Source organism: Arthrobacter sp. ov407 (assembly GCF_900102895.1).
GTDB lineage: Bacteria > Actinomycetota > Actinomycetes > Actinomycetales > Micrococcaceae > Arthrobacter.
In genome coordinates this window covers 401936-421481 of record NZ_FNGD01000001.1, presented here as the reverse complement: position 1 = coordinate 421481, position 19546 = coordinate 401936, and the positions used below count along the sequence as shown (strand labels likewise).

The following is a 19546-nucleotide window of genomic DNA, read 5'->3' as shown; positions in this document are numbered from 1 at the left end:
CACCGTAGACAAGCTGCACGGCCGATTCCGGCTATTCCATATGAGGTTGGCCACCTGTTGGCCGAACCTTTGCAGCCCGTTCACCGGGGACCGAGGGACCCCGGCCAGTCATCGAGAGGGAGCACCAGGATGATGGCCGCGCAAACGCACTCGGGGCCGCACGTCGGGCACAGGTACCCGGCAGCTTTCTGGTCGTCCGCCCAGAAGCAGGGGATGGTGGCGAGTTGCGCAAAACCGGCCCGCTCAAGCAACCCCAGGGACGACGGCTGTGGATCGGTCGAGACCCACGACGCGGACACGACGTAGCGGCAGCCGCCAGCCTTCAGAAAGTCCAGGCTGGCCGCGAGCATGATGGTGCCGAGGCCGATCCCCCGGGCCGCGGGCGCGACGACAATGGACTTAAGTTCGCCGACCCGGCGCCCTTCCAAGGCGGCGTCGACGGCGGCGAGGCGCAGGCGGTCTTGCAGCGCGGTGTGCGACTTCTGGTCCAGGACGCGGGCGGTCGTTGCGCCAAGGAGATCGCCGTTCCGGCCGCGGGCCCGGATGAGGACTCCCCCGCCCTCAGTCGTGAGTTCCGCCAGGGCCGAGGGGCGGATATAACCAGTGCCGAGGGATTCGTTGAGGAGCGCTGCCGCTTCGGTGGCCACGGCGGGTCCCGGTGCGCCGACGTGCAGATTGACGTTCGACGCCGTCTGGGTCCTGATCTCTATGGCTGTCATGCTGCTCCTCTTTTGACCGGGGTGAACACGAACCATCGCATCGCCCCGGAACAGGCATTCGACCCGGCCAACAATTGCCAGCCGGGTCGTGTCGAACTAGGAGTATTTTAGGCCGTGTTGTCCAGTCTGGGTCAGGCCGTTCCGGGGACGCGCTGGACGAGGGATTTCAAAGATTCCAGGTCCGCCAGGTCCTCGTCCGTGGGTTCAGTCCGGTCGATCATGAGTGACTGCCTCATGTGCCCCAGTTCGGCCCGCGTGATGACCAAAGTTGCGGCGTCCACAGTCAGGGTTCCAACGAGTCCTGGAGCGTCCAGGCTCTTCAGCGGCACTATCCACGAGTTCCGGTCGCCCGTGATAGGCCAGCCGACGTCCGGCCGCCAATCATCGTCATCCCGGCCCAGGAATGTCGAATGACGGGGCAGCACCAGGGACCACGGAGGTCGGGGCGGCGGGTTCGTCATGGCCGGGCCATCCTCGGCCGACCCGTTGGCCTGGACGACTCTCGATCCGTGAGGGGTCAACTGGAAGGTAGGGCCTCCGTCAATCCTGATGTCCCAATTGCCGGCCCCGAAGTACCGGAAGGTGCCCCGCTCACCCTCCGTGCGCGGAGAGGCCGAATAATCGGTAGCGAAACGGCCGGCGAGAAAAACCGGATCGGAGCCGATCATGAGATTGATGAGCTGCCTGTGGTTCCGGATCATCGTCACTCTCCCCCAAGAGTACGGAAGCTGCTGGCAAAGGCCGCGGCTTTGCCCGCTAACCTAACACGTGAAATCGACATTGTCCGCCGATATTTTTCTTTCTATCCTTAAGGAGAGGTCAGGCAGTCGGCTTCCCGGCAGCGTTTCGTTGAAGAAGCCATGAACCATGAGCCGCCTCTACTCGTCCACGGGCACATCGAGATTAGACTCACCGATCGCGCATTCTGACAGGATGCCCGGCGCCGGGCCCCACGCGGGACTCTGCCGAGGAATCGGATGGACTTCGAGGGGGCAAGGGTGAACAAAAACATGGTCACCCGGCATCCCCCAGATGTCGCGATCTTCCCAAGAAGTCAGGCCCACCGGGCCCGCACCCTGATAGACGTCGTTTGGGAATCGATCACAACCTATGCCGAATCGCTGGCCATTGACGACGGAACCGCCTGTCTGACGTATGGAGCGCTTGGTTCGCGGATGAAAGCCCTCGCCGAGCGCCTTTGGGCCCGGGGCATCGGTGCCGGCGACCGGGTGGGCGTCCGGGCGCAATCAGGATCTTCGGATCTCTATATAGCCATTCTTGGCATCATGGCCTGCGGCGCGGCCTATGTCCCGGTTGATATAGACGAACCACATGAACGCGCGGAGACTGTGTGGTCGGAAGCGGGTGTCTGCGCAATGATCGGAGGGCAACTTGAAATCTCCTTGGTCCCAGTACGCCGGGCACGGGGCCACCGTCGAGAGCCGCTTCCAGAGGATGACGCGTGGATCATTTTTACGTCCGGATCAACCGGTAAGCCGAAAGGGGTCGCCGTTACGCACCGGTCCGCTGCGGCTTGGGCCGATGCGGAGGCTGACATGTATTGCCAGGGCAACCCGTTGGGCCCCGGCGACAGAGTCCTTGCCGGGTTGTCCGTGTCATTCGATGCATCCTGTGAGGAAATGTGGCTGGCCTGGAGAAACGGCGCATGTCTGGTCCCGGCACCGAGAACCATAGTCCGCTCCGGCGCGGATCTTGGACCTTGGCTCGTTCAGCGTCACATAACTGCGACATCGACAGTGCCCACACTTGCAGCTCTGTGGCCCGCAGATGCCCTCGACGGTATCAGGCTCCTTATTCTTGGTGGCGAAGCCTGCCCGGCGGCCCTGATGAATCGTCTGGCAGGTTCGCGGCGGGAAGTCTGGAACACTTATGGGCCTACAGAGGCCACCGTGATCTCTTGCGGGGCGATGTTTGATGGCACGGAGCCGAATCGGATCGGGCTCCCATTGCCGGGTTGGGATCTCGCGGTGGTCGGCAGGGAAGGGAATCCGGTCCGCTGGGGGGAAGTAGGCGAACTTGTCATCGGCGGAGTCGGGCTCGGCCGTTATCTCGACCCGACGGAGGACGCTGCGAAATATGCTCCGATGGCCGGTTTAGGCTGGTCACGCGCGTACCGCAGTGGTGACGTGGTGCTCGCTGACCCCCGTGGCCTGGTCTTTCGAGGTCGGGCGGATGATCAAGTGAAGCTTGCGGGGCGCCGTGTGGAATTGGGCGAGATCGACGCGGCACTGACGCGCATCCCCAACGTCGCGGCAGCGGCCAGCGCCGTCCGCACCACTTCGACTGGCAATAGCGTTCTTGCAGGGTTTCTTGTGCCAGCATCTGGAACCGACATAGACCTGGCGGCGGCCCGTTCCCGGCTTATGGAGGTGCTACCCGCGCAGCTGGTGCCCACCTTGGGCGTGGTTCAATCGCTGCCAATCAAAGCCTCGGGCAAAGTCGATCGGAAGGCTCTCCCCTGGCCGCTGCCCGGCGGTCTGCCCGTAGATTCAGCAGAGCAACTTACCGGGACGTACGCATGGCTCGCAGAGCAGTGGACTAAGGTTCTAGGTCCCACGAACCTCACAATGCATAGTGACTTTTTCGCCCTTGGCGGAGGAAGCGTCGCCGCGGCACAGCTGATCTCCTTAGTCAGAACCAGGCACGCCGAGGCATCCATCGCAGATATTTACGCCACCCCGGGTCTCGGTCCGATGGCGGATCACCTCGCCGGCCTCGCCGCTCCCACGTGGGACAAGCGCGAATCCACTTCAACACCGAGGTGGACAGGCCTGCTTCAGCTGCCGCTGATCCTGGGTCTGTACTACGCCAATGGCCTGAAGTACCTCACGGCCCTATCAGTCGCCAGCTTGATCCTCCGGATGGCCGGTGCTACCTGGGCGCCCAACCCCCCGCTGCTCCCGACTGTGGCGGCATGGTTCGTACTCTTCAGCGCCCCATCCCGCTTGGCCATCGCCGCGGGATGCGCCCGCCTCTTGACGCATGGAATTCTCCCGGGCAGCTTCCCCCGGGGCGGCCTTGTTCATGTACGGCTGTGGGCCGCGGAGCGCATCGTCGCCTACTGCGCGCTCGATTCCCTGATGGGAACACCCTTTGCGTCCTGGTACGCGCGGGCCGTGGGATGCCACATCGGCAAGGGTGTGCACCTCGATGCCATACCTCCAGTGACCGGGATGGCAGTAATCGGGCCAAATGCGTCCATTGAACGTGGTGTGGACATGGCCGGCTACTGGATCGACGGCGGTGTCCTGACGATAGGGTCCATCGACATAGGCAGCCATGCAACAGTGGGCGCCCGCTCGACGCTCCTGCCCGGCGCTCACATTGGAACCGCGGCTGAAGTTGCCCCGGGAACATGCGTCAGCGGATTCGTTCCGGACGGACAGCACTGGACCGGTTCACCGATGCGGCACGTCGGCGTCGCCGGCAAAGGATGGCCGGAAACGCCCGCCCCCCAGCGCTCGGCACGCGTCGAGAGGCTCCGCTACCCGCTTTCGCTGTTCGGATTAGTCCCAATCATGGCCCTGTCCGCGCTGCCCGCGGAATTGCTGATTTTCGTGGCAGGCCGCGGCAGCGGAGACCTCGAGAGTACGCTCCAAACGGTGGCTGTGTGGACACCTCTGGCCGTCGTACTCACGTTAATGACCTATCTGTTCCTTACTGCAGCGCTTGTCCGTTTGCTCAGCCGCCTGATTGCACCCGGATTCCATCCATCCGCGGGGCCGGCGGCGTGGGCTGCGTGGCTGATAGATCTGCTGCTCACGAGGGCACTCAAACTGGCATATGCCATATACGCAAGCCTCTTCACCCCCCGATGGATGCGACTGCTCGGCGCCAAAGTTGGCAAGGGCGTTGAAATATCCACCGTGGAAACCATGCCTCGCCTGACAAATATTCAGGATCGTTCCTTCCTTGCGGACCACTCTCTGGTCTCCTTCAAGCGCGCCCGCGGAGGCTGGTTGCAGTTTGGACAGGCGAGCGTCGGAGAAAAATCCTTCCTCGGTAACTCCGCGGTTGTTGGCCCGGGTCGCCGTATGCCTGATAAGTCGCTGATCGCAGTCTTGTCCTCGGTTCCGGACGACATGCCGGAAGGAACTTCCTGGTTCGGTCGCCCGCCCATCAAGCTGACCCGGCCGGTGGACCACAGCGATCCGTCCCGGACGTACAACCCACCGCGCCGCCTTCTCGCAGCCCGCGGGGCGGTGGAGGCCTGCCGGATCGTGCCCTCCATCATCACGGCATGGCTCGGCCTGGTCGCGCTTTACGTGCTCGCCTCAACATATTCGCAGTCAGGTCTTATGATCACGATTCTGCTATCTGGTCCGGTGCTTTTATGCACCGCGGTCGCATCGTGCCTTGTCGCCCTGGCGGCCAAATGGGCGCTGGTCGGACGGTTCCGACCCTCTGCGCATCCCTTGTGGAGTTCGTTCGTCTGGCGCAACGAGCTGGCCGATGTTTTCACCGAATCACTGGCTGGCGAACTCATCGGCATGAGTGTAGGCACGCCCATTATTAACCTCTGGCTTCGCTGCATGGGAACGAAGGTAGGGCGGCGGGTATGGTGCGAGACTCGCAGGCTTCCAGAATTTGACCTTATTACGCTCCGCGACGGCGTCACCGTCAACAGAGGATGTGTCGTCCAGACGCATCTCTTCCATGACCGAATCATGCGCATGGACGAAATCAATCTCGGGATGAACTCGACACTTGGGCCCAACAGCATCGTGCTCCCGGGAAGCAGCGTCGGTACCGGAGCGACAGTCGGCGCCGCTTCACTAGTCATGCTTTCCGAAGCCGTCCCGGCTGACAGCAAATGGGCCGGCAATCCGCTCCATATCTAAATCCCGCCGCACCGCGGCACATGACGAACACGTAGCCGGAAATCCAGCCCGTCTCCCATGAATGTCCCCCGAGGCGGATGGTCCCGAACCCTTGGAAACTGTGGAGCTAAGGAGATTCGAACTCCTGACCTCTTCGATGCGAACGAAGCGCTCTACCAACTGAGCTATAGCCCCGAAGCAACGCCGGTCCTGAGGGAACGGCGTTGCCGGTGTCCCTAGGCTACAAACTATCTGCGCTGTTTTCCAGCCAGCCCCGGAATGTCTCGTTGCCGTGTCGCGCCTCCGGCACCAGGTTCAGCCCCTCGCGCAAATAGCGGCCCATCGCGCCGGGCAGCGGCAGGCGCACCAGTTGGCCCTTTACGCCCGTGGCCCGCTGCCACTCCCGGGCAAAATCGGCCATGTCCTTGGATTCCGGGCCGCCGAGGTTCAGCACCCGGTGCCGCGGTCCCGCAGCTGGAACCGGCGCCGGTTCCAAGGCGGTTTCCAGCAGCACCGCGGCCGCGTCGGCCGGCGACACCGGCTGGAACCGGGCGCCTCGCACCACGGGGATGGCCCGTACTTTCGAGCCGGCGCCGAACATCATCGCCAGCAACGAATGAAACTGGGTGGCACGGACCACTGCTGTCTCCAGTCCGGACAGCTCGTAGACGTGTTCTTTGGCCGCCTTCGACCGGTAGAAGGCGGAGTTGCTGCGATCGCAGTTCACAATGGACAGCATGACGGCCCTGGCCGTACCCGCATCCTGGGCGGCGGCCAGAAGACGCGCGCCGCCGTCGGCGAAATTCTTGCGTGCCTTCCCGGAGCGTCCTTCCAGGCAATCAATCACGACGTCGGCGCCGGCGAGGGCGGCCGCGACCCCTTCGCCCGTTGTCACGTCCGCGCGGAAGTATTCCGCGCCCCCGATGTTACCGGCGCTGCCGGCCGCCGGCGGGTTGCGGCTGAGGACGGCCACCAAGTGCCCGGCGTCGACAGCCCGGCGCACCACTTCACGGCCTACTTGGCCGGTTCCGCCGGCGACGCAAATCCTTGTCATGAGCCGAGGCTACCGCCACGAAGCCCACCGGCGACGTTACGGGGAAGTGAAAACCCCGGGCAGCCATTGCTGGCTGCCCGGGGCGAAATCTCCGGAAGAGCGGACCGGGTCAGGCGCGTCGCCGCTGGAGGACATCGTCGAGGTTGCTCAAGGCGCTCTGGGCCTTACTGAGCTGCTTTGACTCGGAATCGTCGGCGGTCCGCGGATCGGACGCGGCCGGCCGCGCCGAGGCCTGCTTGAGGGACGGCTTCCCGACGGCTTTCGGCGCCTCAGGGAGGTCCAGGGGCATCGGGGCTGCGCGTTCGGCCTTCGCGGCTTCGACGTAGGTGGGCTTAGGAACGTCGACGGGCTCCCAGCTGGAGCCCTCCGGGGCTGCCGCCGTTTCGGCCGCCACAGCCGCCGAGGTATCCCCCGAGGCTGCCGCTTCGGCGAGGGCAGCCTGGCGGAGCTCGAGTGCGGTCAGCGGCTTCGGCGCAGGCTCGGGCGTGGCCCGCTCCGCTTCTGCGTCGAAAAGAGGGCTTTCCGGCCGGGCACCGGGACGGCCGGCAGGAAAGGAGGGGATCTCTTCGGGCACTGAGGGCCGCGCAGTGGTGCGTTCGGGGCTGCCCATGGCTGCACGGAATGCGGCGTTCATTTTCCGCCGGCGGTCGCGGACAGCGAGGCGGCGGAGCACCGCCACGGCGGTGACGGCGCCCAACAGGGCCGCCACCGGGAGCCAGCCGGAACCGATCCCGAAAAGTAGAAGGGCCGCGGACACGATTCCCGTGAGGAAGGACAGGAGACCGGCTACCGCCAGCACCAGCCGTCCCCAACGAACCCGGAACGCCGGGGCGGTCGCCGCAGAAATTGGTTTCCCTCCAGGCGTCGCGCCGGTGCTTGCACCACGGCCTGGGGTGCCGCCAGCCGGTTGTGCGCGCTGGGTGCTGATCATGGGTTTCTCCTGATGCGCCGCCATTTTCATAACCTTCCCCGCATGTGGTTCTGCTGGTTCCATGTCAATGACGTCCGCCAGGAATTCGCCTGCAGGCTGCAGCTGGTGGCGCCCGTTCCGGAGAACGTAAGGCGCCACCCACACGATCCAGAGCGCAACAGCAATGACAAGGATCACAGAGCTGCTAAGAGGGAAGTCCACATCAAAACCGTATGAGGTATATGGGGTGCTGCCCCGCATTGCTAGGGGTGTGTCGCGCGCGCGGCGTCAACTGGCCGGCGTCGGGGCGTCGTGGCTGGTCAGGAGGCCGTCACAGGTTCAGGCCGGGCGGGTTCTCAGCCACCGCGCGAGGAGGCCTTCCGGCACTTCCTCGGCGGTGAGCGCGAAGGTCCGGTGGTCCGCCCATTCACCGTTGATGTGCAGGAACCTGGGCCGGAATCCCTCGTCGCGAAACCCGAGTTTTTCCACCACCCGCAGGCTCGGCGCGTTCTCCGGCCTGATGTTGATCTCCATGCGGTGCAGGCCAAGGGTGCCAAAGCAATAGTCCGTCGCCATGGCCACGGCGGTCGGGGCGATCCCCCGTCCGGCCCGCTCCTGGTCGACCCAATAGCCAAGCGTGGCCATCATGGCCGATCCCCACACGATCGAGGACACAGTCAACTGTCCCACGATCACCGGGGCCTGGTGGCCTGGCGTCCATTCCGCGATGACGAAGGGCAGGGCCGTGGCCTGCGCGGCTTGGGCCTTGAGCGAGCGCACCATCTGCCGGTAGTCCGGCAGGCCGCCGCCGGGGACCGGGTTTGATGCCTCCCAGGGGGCCAGCCACTCGCAGTTACGGGACCGGAGTGCTGTCCACTCCTTGCGGTCCCGGTACCGGATGGGGCGCAACACAATGTCGCCACTCTCCAGAGTCACCGGCCAGGTGAAGCTGCCCCCCACGGGAGTTACTTAGCGAGGCTGGGGGCCAGGCTGGACGCGAAGCCGGACAGCCATTCGCGCAGGCCCGGGCCGAGGTCCTCACTGTCGCAGGCGAGCTGGACGCAGGCCTTGAGGTAGCTGAGCTTGTCGCCGGTGTCGTAGCGGCGGCCGCGGAAGACGACGCCGTACACGCCGTAGCCCTCGCCGGTGCCGGCCGAGAGCTCCTGCAGCGCGTCCGTGAGCTGGATTTCTCCGCCGCGGCCGGGCTCGGTGCGCTCAAGCACTTCAAAGACGGCCGGGTGCAACACATAGCGGCCAATCACGGCGAGGTTGGACGGCGCGTCCTCGACATCGGGCTTCTCCACGAGCTGGTTGATGCGGACGTAGTCCTCACCGCCGATCGCCTCGACGTCGGCGCAGCCGTAGGCACTGATCTGGGACGGATCCACCTCGATCAGAGCGACCACCGACCCACCGGTCTTGGCCTGGACCTCGATCATGGTGCTGAGCAGCTCATCGCGGGCATCGATGAGGTCATCGCCCAGGAGGACGGCGAACGGCTCCTGCCCGACGTGCTGCTTGGCACGGAGGACGGCGTGGCCGAGGCCCAGGGGATCGCCCTGGCGGACGTAGTGGATGTCACCGAGGTTGCTGGCGGCCTGGATGGACTCAAGCTTCGCCGTGTCGCCCTTCGCCTCAAGTGTGGCCTCCAACGTCGGAACGCGGTCGAAGTGATCCTCCAACGCCCGCTTGTTGCGGCCCGTGATCATCAGGATGTCGTTCAGGCCGACATTCACGGCCTCCTCAACGACGTACTGGATGGCCGGCTTGTCAACGACAGGCAGCATTTCCTTGGGCATGGCCTTCGTTGCCGGAAGAAACCTAGTACCAAGGCCCGCGGCGGGGATGACGGCCTTACGGACGGAAGCGTTGGGTGTATTCACTCGACTAATCTAACGGAGGGACCAATCATTGCGTAATTTTTATTCGCACCGCCCGCCGGGTCATCCCCGGCGCGTCGCGGCCGCAAGAGGCAGAGGACGGGCCAGCATGGCGTCAAAAGAGGAAATACGCTCCAGCCACAGGGCGAAGCGTTCCGCGCTCCCGCCGGCCGCACAGGATGCCGCTGCGGCGGGCATCGCCCGCCATGGGCTCCAGTGGGCCTCCGGACTGGCCCGCGGCCGCCAGGGCATTTTCGCGGCGTACCTCGGTGTGGACGCCGAACCGCCGACGCTGCCGCTGTTGACGGCCCTGACCGAGGCCGGGCACCGGGTGCTGCTTCCGGTTTGCGAACCCGAAATCGAACTCAGCTGGGTGTATTGGACGCCGCAGTCCGGGTTTGTGCGCAGCCGGTACGCCCCCATCCAAGAGCCTGTCGGAGAGCGCCACAGCACCGCCGTAATGCGCGACGCCACCGCAATCATCCTCCCGGCCACAGCCGTGGATTTCTCGGGCAACCGCATCGGACAAGGCGGCGGCTACTACGACAAGTTCCTTGCTTCGCTGGCCGCCCTGCCTCTTGCGTCCGGCGAGGCGTCCGACGAGGCGTTCGACGAGGCGTTCGACGCTGTCGCGCTGCCGACTGCCGCCGTCGTCTATGACACTGAGGTACTGCCCGCGGGCAGCATTCCCGCCGAGTCGTTCGACCGGAAGGTCGACGCGGCGCTGACCCCGGGCGGGATCATCCGGCTCGATTGATGCCACCTCGGCTGATATGGGTTCCGGCCAAGGTGGTAGAATTGGCACTCAGGCCCTGCGACTGCTAAGCACGGAACCCGTCGATAGACATATCGGCCGCGATCCGGACTCGACAGCACGGGACCTGCTCGTTTGCCCCAAAGTGAGGATTTCCAGTGCCCACGTATGCATATGCCTGCAAGGACTGCAGCCACGCCTTCGAGATCGTGCAGTCGTTCAGCGATAACTCCCTGACGTCCTGCCCCGAGTGCCAGGGCACACTGCGCAAGAAGTTCAACAGCGTCGGCGTAGTGTTCAAGGGCTCCGGCTTCTACCGGACCGATTCGCGCGACGCCAAGGGCAGCACGGTTTCCCCGGCCCCCGCAGCTCCTGCGGCCACCCCCGCACCAGCACCCGCCGCCGCGGGCTAGCAGGGTACCCGCCGGCTTACGGCGGGCCCGCCAGTTCGGCGCCGGCCCGCCAGCTGTGCCTCTGCCGGCAGAGTCAGCCTAATCCTGGCCCGCTGGCCATTGTCCACATAGGCGGTTCCGCGGCTGCCGCCGATGCATGCGGGTCCGTAGCGTGGCGGCATGGACCTTTTTCTCAGCGCGGCTTGCCCGCCTTCGTTCTGGACGTCGTCCACGGCTTCGTCCCTGCCGTCCCGCCCAATGCCCGTCGAGTCCTCCGCCCGCTGGGCCCGCACCGGGATCCGCCCCGCCCACCTTCCTGCCGCCACGTTGTCCGCGGCTGGCCGCCCGTTCCGGAGCCGGAACGGCCCGGCAAAGCCCCGCCGGCAGCGGCCGCCCCGCGGCCGTCCGTCACAGCACCGCCTGCGCGGCTGGCTAAACCGGAACCGGCGGCTAATCGCGGCCCTCCTGTTCTGCATCCCCGCAGGCCTGACGGTTCAGCAACTGACAACCGCGCCCGCTGACACCGTCGTAGCTTTCGCCGCAGCGGCGGATCTTCCCGCCGGAAAGACCCTGGAATCCGGCGATGTCAGCAGCATCACCGTGCCGCCCGGGCTCGTGCCTGCCGGCAACCCCGGCAGCGAGACGGCGTTCGAGGGAAAACAGTTGGCCGCACCCCTGCGCCGCGGCCAACTCCTCACCGACGCCCAGATCCTGGGCCCGGGGCTGCTCGCAGGAAGCCCGCCCGGCTCTGCAGCCGTGCCGCTGAGGATGGCGGATCCGGCCTCCATCCAGCTGGTCTCCCCCGGGCAGCTCGTCAATGTGGTGCTGACCGGCGGCAACGGCTTTGAACAACCCGCCCGAAGCCAAATCCTGGCCGAAGCGGTGCCGGTGCTCTGGACCTCAGCGCAGGGCGGCAGGGCTGGGCCGTGGCCCGCCGCCGCGGAGACTGACGGGCTGGTGGTAGTAGCAGCGGCGGCCGACCAGGCACGAAGACTGGCGGGCGCGTCTACCCAAGGCAAGCTGTTCTTCGTGCTTGTCGCGGCCGCGCCCGGCTAGAGTCGGCAGTCCCCTGCGCCGGTCGCCGCCGGCAGGGGCGGCAGGCTCTGCGGTGCGGGCCACAACGTCAGCCCCAGTGCGGCGGCTTCTGCTCCTGGAGCCATGCGTCGTGATCGTACTTGTCAGGCTGGTCACCCCAGCGCCGGGGGTCGTCTTCCGCCGCCTTGTTCGGCAGCACGCCTTCGGGGACGGTAATCTGTGCCCCCGAACGGCGGGACGCCTCCGTTGCCGCTTCCTGGTCCGGCCCGTCTCCGGCCAACTCGCCGGACTTCGGCTCAGCGGTCTTGGGCTCAGCGCCGCCGGTCGCGTCGCCCTCGCCAGGGCCGGTGTTGCCGGTGTTGCCGGTGTTGACTGTGTTGTCGTGGTTGTCTTGGATGTCGCCGTCCGCACTCATGCTGCCGGCCTCCTTACTGCCTGTATTGCCTGTTATCCCTGTTGCTGGTTCCTGCCGGCGCAATTCCTGGCCCGCAGTTTCGTGGCCACGGAATACCCGTCCCGCGGGTTCGGCGGCCACGTGGTACTCCGCCGCCCGCGCCTCGTCAATCGCCAGGTGCTCGATGTCGTCGTCAAAGAACCCCTGCGATGTCCGGAGCCGGCTGGAAACGGGAGGCTTCTCCAACCCGAGGTAGCCGCCAATGCGATCGGCGCAGGCCGAGGGGTCGGTGAAGACCTCAATGGTCCACAGGGGCATGTAGCGCCAGCCAAGCCGTTCCAGGAGCTGCGGCCGGAGTCTGCTCCGTTCCCGGACGCTCATCCGCCGGTAGTGGCCGGTGCCATCTGACTCGATCGCTACCGGACGGGGAATCTCCGCATCGTCCTGGCCGATGGTCGTCATGGGATCGGCGGCCGCCACCATGTTCAGGACGCCGTCGTATTGGTGCCACACCCGTGCCCCACGTGCGCGGAGCCGGTCACCCAGGTCGGCCACGAGCGGGTCAGCGCCGAGCGCCTGCTCGCTGGCCGCGGCCCGGGAGGCGGGGCTGCCAAGATCTGTATTGCCCGCAATCTCACGGTCCAGCAGTTCGTAGAAGTCCACGGCGCCGTGGCTGAGGCGGCTGACATCGAGGTCTTCGGGGCGGAAGCAGCTGAGCACGTGCAGGGACCGGCGGGCACGCGTCATCGCCAAGGCGAATTTGGCGCGGCCCCCGTCAGCGGAGAGCGGCCCGAGGCTGTGGAGGGTGCGCCCATGCGGGGTGCGGCCGTAGCCCGGGGAAAAGACGACGTGGTCGCGGACCAGGCCCTGGGCCCGTTCCAGATCCACCACGCGGAAGGACTCGTCCCCCGCCGTGAAGAAGCTGCCGAGCATCGGGTAGTTGGGCAGCTGCGCCCTGATGGCCTCGCCGATCCGGGCGGCGTGGCGAAGGCTTCCGGTCACCACGGCCAGCGAGGTCCGAGGCCGGAGTCGGGCGTGCTCGAAGACCAGTTCCACCGCGCGGTTCACCTCGGCAACAACCGATTCAACGCCGTCGTGGTCAGCGCTGGGCAGCCCCGTGCCGTCGGGCAGGTACTCCACGCTGAGGGTCCGGTCAAGGCCCGTGGCGGATTGCCCTTCAGGGAGCCGGGTCAGTTCCCCGCCGTAAAAACCCTTGCTGAGCTGGCGCACCAGGTCTTCATCGACCGCACGGTACACGGTCCTCAGGTTCCCGACCGGAAGCACAGCGGACAGTGCCCGGTACGAGCTCTCAACGCTTTGGTAGGAGCTCTCCCCCGCCGCGAGCCGTTCGACGCCCACGGTAAAGGTCCGTGGGCTGGCGATCTGCTCGTCGCCGAAGGCGATGACCTGACGAGACCGGGCGATGGCCGGGAGGACTGCCTGCAGCGAGGTCGTCTCCGCGTCCAGGATCACGACGGCGTCGAAGGTCTGATCGATCGGCAGGAGGCTCGTCAGGAGGTAGGGGCTGACGGACCATACCGGCACGAGGGTGGGCAGCAGCTCCTGCGCCTGGCCGCTCAGGGCTGCCAGGGTCACCCGGCCGTCCTTGAGCAGGCTGCGCAGCAGCTCGGCCTCGCGGGGGTGCGCCGCGATAGCCGTACGCCAGCGCTCGGACAGGTTCCATCGCAGCCGGGCGGCGCCGCTGGCGATGTGGGCGTTGTCCGCTAGACGGTACTCCGCCTCAAGCTGGCGCAGGGCGTCGCCGTCGGACATGGCGAGGTAGTCATCGCCGCTGATCATGGCTTCCAGGGCCGACTGCCACCAGGCCAGCTCCAGCTCGGCGGTCACCGACCGCTCGGGAACCTCGCGCTCGGCAAGGTCGGCGAGGAGCTCGCCGAGGCCGTGCTCACGCATGCTCTCGACAAGCAGGGTGCGCTCCGGCAGGGTTTCCAGGGTCGCGGTGTCGGCGACCAGCCGCCGCACCCGGGGCAGGAGTTCGTCGTAGGGCGCGCGGTCCAGGTCGCCGCCGGCGGGGGTGTGCTTGACCGCCTGGCCGAGTTCAGCCAGTTCCGCTGCGAGTTCCCGGTACAGGCCTGTGATTTCGCCCAGCCCGGACGGCACGGCCGGGTGCCGCTGCGTGGTGGCGTAGCCGGACCAGGCGGCGCGCTGCTCCTGCACGAGGACGAGGGAACTGTGCAGGTCCGCGATGTGCACCCCGGGCCGGACGTACTCCTTGGCCACCCTGCGCAGGCGTGAGCGCTGCATGGACGGCATCTCGATCCCGCGTTCCCTACGCCAGCCGGAGGACGCCGTGGCGGAGATCAGGTCATGGACGGGCCGGTCAAAGATGTCGGGAGTGAACTTGTCCAGGCTTTCGCGGACGGCGACGAGAAGTTCGATCTGCTCGCCCCATTCGGCGAAGGTCCCGCCGAGTCGGATCTCTGCGTGTTCCGCCACGGCGTCCATGCGTCCGCGCAGCAAGGGCAGTTTCTCTGCCACGGATCGGGCGACGCTCTGCGCTTCCTGCGTCTCCTTGCGCGTGAGCAGACGCGCGCCGTGCCAGGGGCTGGTGGTGGACGCGCGGCTGAAGCTGCCGAGCTCGGCAGCGCGGCGGAGCCGGCCGGCGAGCTCCTCGCGGTCCCGGATGTTGTCCAGCACGCTGCGCTTGAGCCGGACAGTCGTCGCCGGCGCCGGCTGGATGGAGGTCAGCTCTGCCAGCGACTGCATGGCCTCGTATGGCGAACAACCCCAGCGCGCCCGGACGTTGTGCAGGGAGGCGACATGCTCCATCAGGGCGTGTCGGTGCCCGGTCAGCGTGGCGTGCAGGTTGCTCAGCTGCGGCTCTAGCGACTTTTCGTTGCGGACGATCGCCCGGACCAGCTGCCCCTTGAGCTGCAGCGGGCTGGCGGTGCCGCTCAGCTGCAGGAGCACGGAATCCAGGCCGAGGCCATCCAGCTGCGCGGAGATCTCGGCGAGGCTGGCGCGCCTGTCCCCCACCACCAGGACGGACTTGCCCCCGTCCACGAGGGCGCCGATGGTGTTGATGACGGTCTGGGTCTGGCCGGTGCCCGGCGGGCTGCTGACCACCAGCGAGTCGCCCGCCCGGACGGCGTCGATGACATGCTGCTGGTCCGTGTCGGCGTCGAGCAGCAAAAGCTCCTCGGCGGGGTCCCGCTCATCCGTGCTGGGGAAACGGCCGGGCTCAAGCACGGGCACGTCGACCCGTTCGCCGGAACCGGACCGTGCCAGCGCGGTGACTACGGGGTTGTTCTGGTTGATCCACGGATCATCGAGGTTGCCGGAGAGGTCGGCGAAGGTGGAGACGAGCAGGTTGTGCTCGATCTCCGCACCGTGAATCGGCTGGACCAGGGTGCCGAGGCGGTCCAGAACGGGTTGGGGATCATATCGGGCCGTGCTGTACGCCATCCGGGTGACCGCATTGACGTCAAAGACGATCCCGTGGACTGATTTGAGGTGCCGGACCAGCGCCGGGTTGATCTGCGCCTGTTCAGTGAGTTGCAGTTCGTAGTCGTCCTCGCCGGGGCGCACCGTGAGGGAAATGGCGGTGAGCATGACCGGGGCCGAGATCCGTTGCGGCTTACCCCCGACGGCGGATGTCCAGACGACGGTGCCGGCGGAGAAATACCCCGCGTCGATGCCGCGGTCATTGGCGAGCTCGAAGATCTTGGAGCGCAGGTTGCGCGACGCCCGGGCCGCAACAACGTACTGCTGGCGGTCGCGGATCAGCGTGGAGAGCCGGGTGCGCCGGCCTGCCATCAGCTGGGCAAGCCCTGACGGATGGGCATGGGTCAGGTCGATCGAGCCTTCGGGCGTCTTGGTGAAGCGCAGCATGGTATCTGCTCCGGTGACGGGCTTGAGCCCCGACAGCCATTTCCTGAACTCCTCGGAGTCCTCGGGGTGGCCTTGACCAACTGACACTGCTGCCTTCTTTTCTGTGCTCGACTTCTCTGTGCCGGACCGTGGCGGGCTCGACTTTGGCGCGTTCGACGTATCAACGCTCGTCTGAATTGCGTCCGCGTTTTCCCCGGCCGCGTAGTGTGAGCTCGCGGTTGTCTGGCTCGCGCGGGACGCCTTGGACCATACCGACATGCATTCGAGCGTAGCCCGAATCCCCCGCACGTGCGGGGCCGCAACACTGGGCGGTGCGAAATTCAGCCCGAATTGTCAGGAACAAAATGAAATGGCCGGCCTCGAAAGGCCGGCCATTCACATTGTTATTCCCACTCGATGGTTCCCGGCGGCTTGCTGGTCACATCCAGCACCACGCGGTTGACGCCGTCCACCTCGTTGGTGATCCGGTTGGAAATCCGGGCCAGGAGGTCGTAGGGCAGCCGTGACCAGTCGGCGGTCATGGCGTCCTCGGAAGACACGGGGCGCAGGACAATCGGGTGCCCGTAGGTGCGGCCGTCGCCCTGGACGCCCACGCTGCGGACGTCCGCCAGCAGCACTACGGGCATCTGCCACACTTCGTCATCGAGTCCGGCGGCGGTCAGTTCGGCGCGGGCGATCGCGTCGGCCTTGCGGAGCAGGTCCAGGCGTTCCTTGGTGACATCGCCGACGATCCGGATGCCGAGGCCCGGGCCGGGGAAGGGCTGGCGTCCGACGATTTCCTGCGGCAGGCCGAGCTGCGCGCCGACCGCGCGGACCTCGTCCTTGAACAGGGCGCGCAGCGGTTCAACGAGTTCAAACTGCAGGTCCTCGGGGAGCCCGCCCACGTTGTGGTGGCTCTTGATGTTGGCCGCACCTTCGCCGCCGCCGGATTCGACGACGTCGGGGTACAGGGTGCCCTGGACGAGGAACTTGATCTTTTCACCGTGCGCCGCGGCCTCAGCGATGATCGCCAGTTCGGCTTCCTCGAAGGCGCGGATGAATTCGCGGCCGATGATCTTGCGCTTGGTCTCGGGGTCGCTGACGCCGGCAAGGGCGCTCAGGAAGCGCTCCTGCTCGTTGGCGACGTAGAGCTTGACGCCGGTGGCGGCCACGAAGTCACGTTCGACCTGTTCGGCTTCGCCCTCGCGCAGCAGCCCGTGGTCTACGAAGACGCAGGTCAGCTGGTCGCCTACTGCGCGCTGGACCAGAGCGGCCGCCACTGCCGAGTCGACGCCGCCGGAAAGGCCGCAGATGACCCGGGCGTCGCCGATCTGGTCGCGGATGCGCTGGACCTGTTCTTCCAGAATGTTGCCGGTGGTCCAGTTCGGTTCCAGGCCGGCGCCCTTGAAGAGGAAGTTTTCCAGGACCTGCTGGCCGTAGGCCGAGTGCTTGACCTCGGGGTGCCACTGGACGCCGTAGAGGCGCTTGTCCTCATTGGCGAACGCGGCGACGTCGGCGCCAGCCGTCGTCGCGAGGACCTCAAAGCCCTCGGGCGCTTCATGGACGGAGTCGCCGTGGCTCATCCAGGTGCTCTGGTGCTGGGGCATGCCGGCCAGGATAGAGCGGCCCTCGCCCAGGGTGGTGGTCTCGGTGGCGCCGTATTCGCGGAGCCCCGTCTGGGCCACCTTGCCGCCGAGGGCGTTGGCCATGGCCTGGAAGCCGTAGCAGATGCCGAAGACCGGGACGCCGGCCTCGAAGAGGTCGGCGCCGACGCTGGGGGCGCCGTCGGCGTAGACGCTCGAGGGGCCGCCCGAGAGGATGATCGCGGCGGGGTTCTTGGCCAGCAGCTGCTCGGTGCTGTAGGTATGCGGAACCACTTCCGAATACACATTCGCTTCCCGGACGCGGCGGGCAATCAGCTGCGCGTACTGGGCACCGTAGTCAACAACCAGAACGGGCCTGTGGGACGTCTGGGATGCAGAGGGAGTAGTCACCCCACTAGCCTACTTTGCGCCGCTGCCCGCCCGCACCTTGAGTAGCCGGTACGGGCCCCGAATCACGGGCGGAGGTAAGCGAACTCACACGCCCGACGGCGGCAGCCGGCGTCGTGTCGCTGTTCAGAACCGCTGGGGTTCAGAACTGCTGGGGTTCAGAACCGCTGGGGTTCAGTACCGGTGCGGTTCAGTACCGCTGCGGTGCCTGCGGGTTCGCCGCGAGCTCGGCCTCGACCTCTGCGTGGAACTTCTTCTCGACGAAGAAGGACAGGAACGGCACGACGCCGCCCAAGGCCATAACCACGAGCTTGGTGAACGGCCAGCGCATGAGGGACCACAGCCGGAAGTTGGAAATGAGGTACACGACGTACATCCAGCCGTGCACGATCAGGACCGTGACGGAGAGGTTAACGCCCCCGATCACCCCTGGCGGCTCGGCGTCGGCGAATCCGAAGCCGAACGGCTGGCCGGTGATGGCGTTGGTGCCGCCGGCGAAGAGGTACTGCCCGAAGCCGTACCGGGCGATCAGCTCGGCGCACAGCAGGAGCAGCATCGAGCCTGTCAGGTAGGCGAGCACCTTGTAGAACTTCAGGGCGGACCGGATTTGGGCCTCGGTGCCGCCGAAGCGGCGCTTCTTGCCGGCCTTCCCCGTGCCGTTGGTTGTCTGCGGCTGGATGGCGGGCTGGGGCTCGATCATGATTGCACTCTCGGGTCTGTGGGGCGGGGGGCTGTGGGATGCGGGTCGGTGGCCTGTTCGGCCGTGCGGTGGTCGGCTGCGGGGTGTTCGGCTGGGTGGTGTTCGGCTGGCGGCTCGTCCCCGGCCAGTTCCTCGTCGAGCTCGTCTTCGAGGTCCCGGCGGTAGTCGTCCTTGACGAGTCGCCACCAGATGAACAACGCGAAGCCGGCAAAGACGACCCATTCCACCGAATAGAAGAGGTTCAGCCCGTTGAGCTGCTGCGCGGGCGGCTGCGGGCCGATCCGGAGGGGTTTGACGTCGCCGCCGGTGGCTGAGGCCCCGACGTCGGTGCCGCCGGCCAGTTCGGTGCTGGCGGCGACAAAGCCCGGGTAGCTGCTGATGTTCCAGTCGTTGATGAGTTCGGCGACCGAGACGGCGCTGGCGCGGCCGGGCCCGGGATCGGTGTGCGGCAGCGGGGACTCGGAGGGCAACAGCCGTCCCGTCAGTTCGATGGTGCCCGACGGCGGCGCCACGGCGTCCGCGGGATCCGCGACCCAGCCGCGCGCGACCGGAATCCAGGTCTGCGGCGTGGCTCCGCCGCCCAACAGGGCCGGAGCATCTTTGACCGCGAAGGCGGAAACGATCCAGTAGCCCTTCGCCCCGTCGTTGAGGCGGCCCGGAACCAGGACCTGCTTCCGGGGGTCGTAGCTGCCGGTGACGGAGACCATCTGGTCGGCCACCGATCCGGGGAAGAATCCGCCCGGCTGTAGGACCGAGGTGAGCTGGCGCGTTTCCTCCGTTGTGGTGGAGACCGGGGCTTCCGCCTGCGTTGAGCGGCCAAACTGCCACTGGCTGAGCAGCACAAAGACCCCGGAAATGGCGATCGCGAAGACGAGTCCTGCGATCCATCGGGGCTTAAGGGCAGTTTTCAACACCTCTTAACCGTACTTCGTCCCTGTGTAGAACAGCGAAACGGGGCAGCTCCGGCAGGCAAGCTAGAGTGGGGCGGCCGGGTCCCTGCGTGGCGACGGAGTCGACACGAAAGGGCCTGCCCCTAGAGTGGGGC

Annotated in this window: 14 protein-coding genes and 1 tRNA gene; 4 read left to right on the top strand and 11 right to left on the bottom strand. The window is 66.5% G+C overall.

All coding sequences use genetic code 11. From position 1 onward, the window contains the following. Nucleotides 1-80: 80 nt before the first annotated feature. The gene (locus BLS42_RS01975; protein WP_176803101.1) at nt 81-719 is read right to left on the bottom strand and encodes a GNAT family N-acetyltransferase; all 639 of its coding nucleotides are present in this window, start codon (nt 717-719) and stop codon (nt 81-83) included. A 131-nt stretch (nt 720-850) separates the two neighbouring features. Further along, nucleotides 851-1420, bottom strand: a complete 570-nt coding sequence (locus tag BLS42_RS01970; RefSeq protein WP_090575534.1) for a hypothetical protein — start codon at nt 1418-1420, stop codon at nt 851-853. 297 nt (nt 1421-1717) lie between these two features. On the opposite strand from BLS42_RS01970, the gene BLS42_RS01965 reads away from it, so the two are divergent. Next, a complete protein-coding gene (locus BLS42_RS01965; RefSeq protein ID WP_256336178.1) occupies nt 1718-5581 on the top strand; it encodes a Pls/PosA family non-ribosomal peptide synthetase in 3864 nt (1287 codons plus the stop codon). A gap of 101 nt (nt 5582-5682) precedes the next feature. Here BLS42_RS01965 and BLS42_RS01960 read toward each other — a convergent pair. The 5 genes from BLS42_RS01960 to galU form a co-directional block, all read right to left on the bottom strand. After that, nucleotides 5683-5755 (bottom strand) — tRNA-Ala (locus tag BLS42_RS01960). Nucleotides 5756-5801: 46 nt separating this feature from the next. Beyond that, complete coding sequence (locus tag BLS42_RS01955) at nt 5802-6614, bottom strand: SDR family oxidoreductase (RefSeq protein WP_090575528.1); 813 nt, start codon at nt 6612-6614, stop codon at nt 5802-5804. A 109-nt stretch (nt 6615-6723) separates the two neighbouring features. Next, nucleotides 6724-7722 (bottom strand): hypothetical protein, encoded by a 999-nt coding sequence (locus BLS42_RS01950; protein WP_090575526.1) that lies wholly within the window; start codon nt 7720-7722, stop codon nt 6724-6726. Nucleotides 7723-7863: 141 nt separating this feature from the next. Continuing rightward, nucleotides 7864-8484: a GNAT family N-acetyltransferase gene (locus tag BLS42_RS01945; RefSeq protein WP_090575523.1), complete on the bottom strand. Its 621-nt coding sequence runs from the start codon at nt 8482-8484 to the stop codon at nt 7864-7866. Nucleotides 8485-8489: 5 nt separating this feature from the next. Continuing rightward, nucleotides 8490-9407, bottom strand: a complete 918-nt coding sequence (galU, locus tag BLS42_RS01940; protein WP_090575520.1) for a UTP--glucose-1-phosphate uridylyltransferase GalU — start codon at nt 9405-9407, stop codon at nt 8490-8492. A 106-nt stretch (nt 9408-9513) separates the two neighbouring features. Here galU and BLS42_RS01935 point away from each other — a divergent pair, with 106 nt between their 5' ends. The 3 genes from BLS42_RS01935 (at nt 9514) to BLS42_RS01925 (ending at nt 11606) form a co-directional block, all read left to right on the top strand. Further along, entirely contained in the window at nt 9514-10161 is a 648-nt protein-coding gene (locus tag BLS42_RS01935; protein ID WP_090575517.1) for a 5-formyltetrahydrofolate cyclo-ligase, read from the top strand. 155 nt (nt 10162-10316) lie between these two features. After that, complete coding sequence (locus tag BLS42_RS01930) at nt 10317-10571, top strand: FmdB family zinc ribbon protein (protein WP_090575512.1); 255 nt, start codon at nt 10317-10319, stop codon at nt 10569-10571. Nucleotides 10572-10730: 159 nt separating this feature from the next. Next, on the top strand, nt 10731-11606 hold the full coding sequence (locus tag BLS42_RS01925) for an RcpC/CpaB family pilus assembly protein (protein WP_256336177.1): 876 nt from the start codon (nt 10731-10733) through the stop codon (nt 11604-11606). A gap of 67 nt (nt 11607-11673) precedes the next feature. Here BLS42_RS01925 and BLS42_RS01920 read toward each other — a convergent pair whose 3' ends face one another. From BLS42_RS01920 to BLS42_RS01905, 4 genes are all read right to left on the bottom strand, one after another. After that, complete coding sequence (locus BLS42_RS01920) at nt 11674-15918, bottom strand: AAA family ATPase (protein ID WP_090575508.1); 4245 nt, start codon at nt 15916-15918, stop codon at nt 11674-11676. A gap of 296 nt (nt 15919-16214) precedes the next feature. Then, nucleotides 16215-17804, bottom strand: a complete 1590-nt coding sequence (guaA, locus tag BLS42_RS01915; protein WP_090575505.1) for a glutamine-hydrolyzing GMP synthase — start codon at nt 17802-17804, stop codon at nt 16215-16217. A 187-nt stretch (nt 17805-17991) separates the two neighbouring features. Further along, nucleotides 17992-18501 (bottom strand): DUF3817 domain-containing protein, encoded by a 510-nt coding sequence (locus tag BLS42_RS01910; protein ID WP_090575502.1) that lies wholly within the window; start codon nt 18499-18501, stop codon nt 17992-17994. Continuing rightward, complete coding sequence (locus BLS42_RS01905) at nt 18498-19415, bottom strand: SURF1 family protein (protein ID WP_090575499.1); 918 nt, start codon at nt 19413-19415, stop codon at nt 18498-18500. Before BLS42_RS01905 ends, BLS42_RS01910 begins: the two co-directional genes overlap by 4 nt. Nucleotides 19416-19546: the final 131 nt, after the last annotated feature.

Coding starts and splice junctions, on each gene's coding strand:
- BLS42_RS01925 (WP_256336177.1), top strand. CDS start 10,731: ATGGACCTTTTTCTCAGCGCGGCTTGCCCGCCTTCGTTCTGGACGTCG.
- BLS42_RS01975 (WP_176803101.1), bottom strand. CDS start 719: ATGACAGCCATAGAGATCAGGACCCAGACGGCGTCGAACGTCAATCTG.
- BLS42_RS01955 (WP_090575528.1), bottom strand. CDS start 6,614: ATGACAAGGATTTGCGTCGCCGGCGGAACCGGCCAAGTAGGCCGTGAA.
- BLS42_RS01910 (WP_090575502.1), bottom strand. CDS start 18,501: ATGATCGAGCCCCAGCCCGCCATCCAGCCGCAGACAACCAACGGCACG.
- BLS42_RS01935 (WP_090575517.1), top strand. CDS start 9,514: ATGGCGTCAAAAGAGGAAATACGCTCCAGCCACAGGGCGAAGCGTTCC.
- BLS42_RS01970 (WP_090575534.1), bottom strand. CDS start 1,420: ATGATCCGGAACCACAGGCAGCTCATCAATCTCATGATCGGCTCCGAT.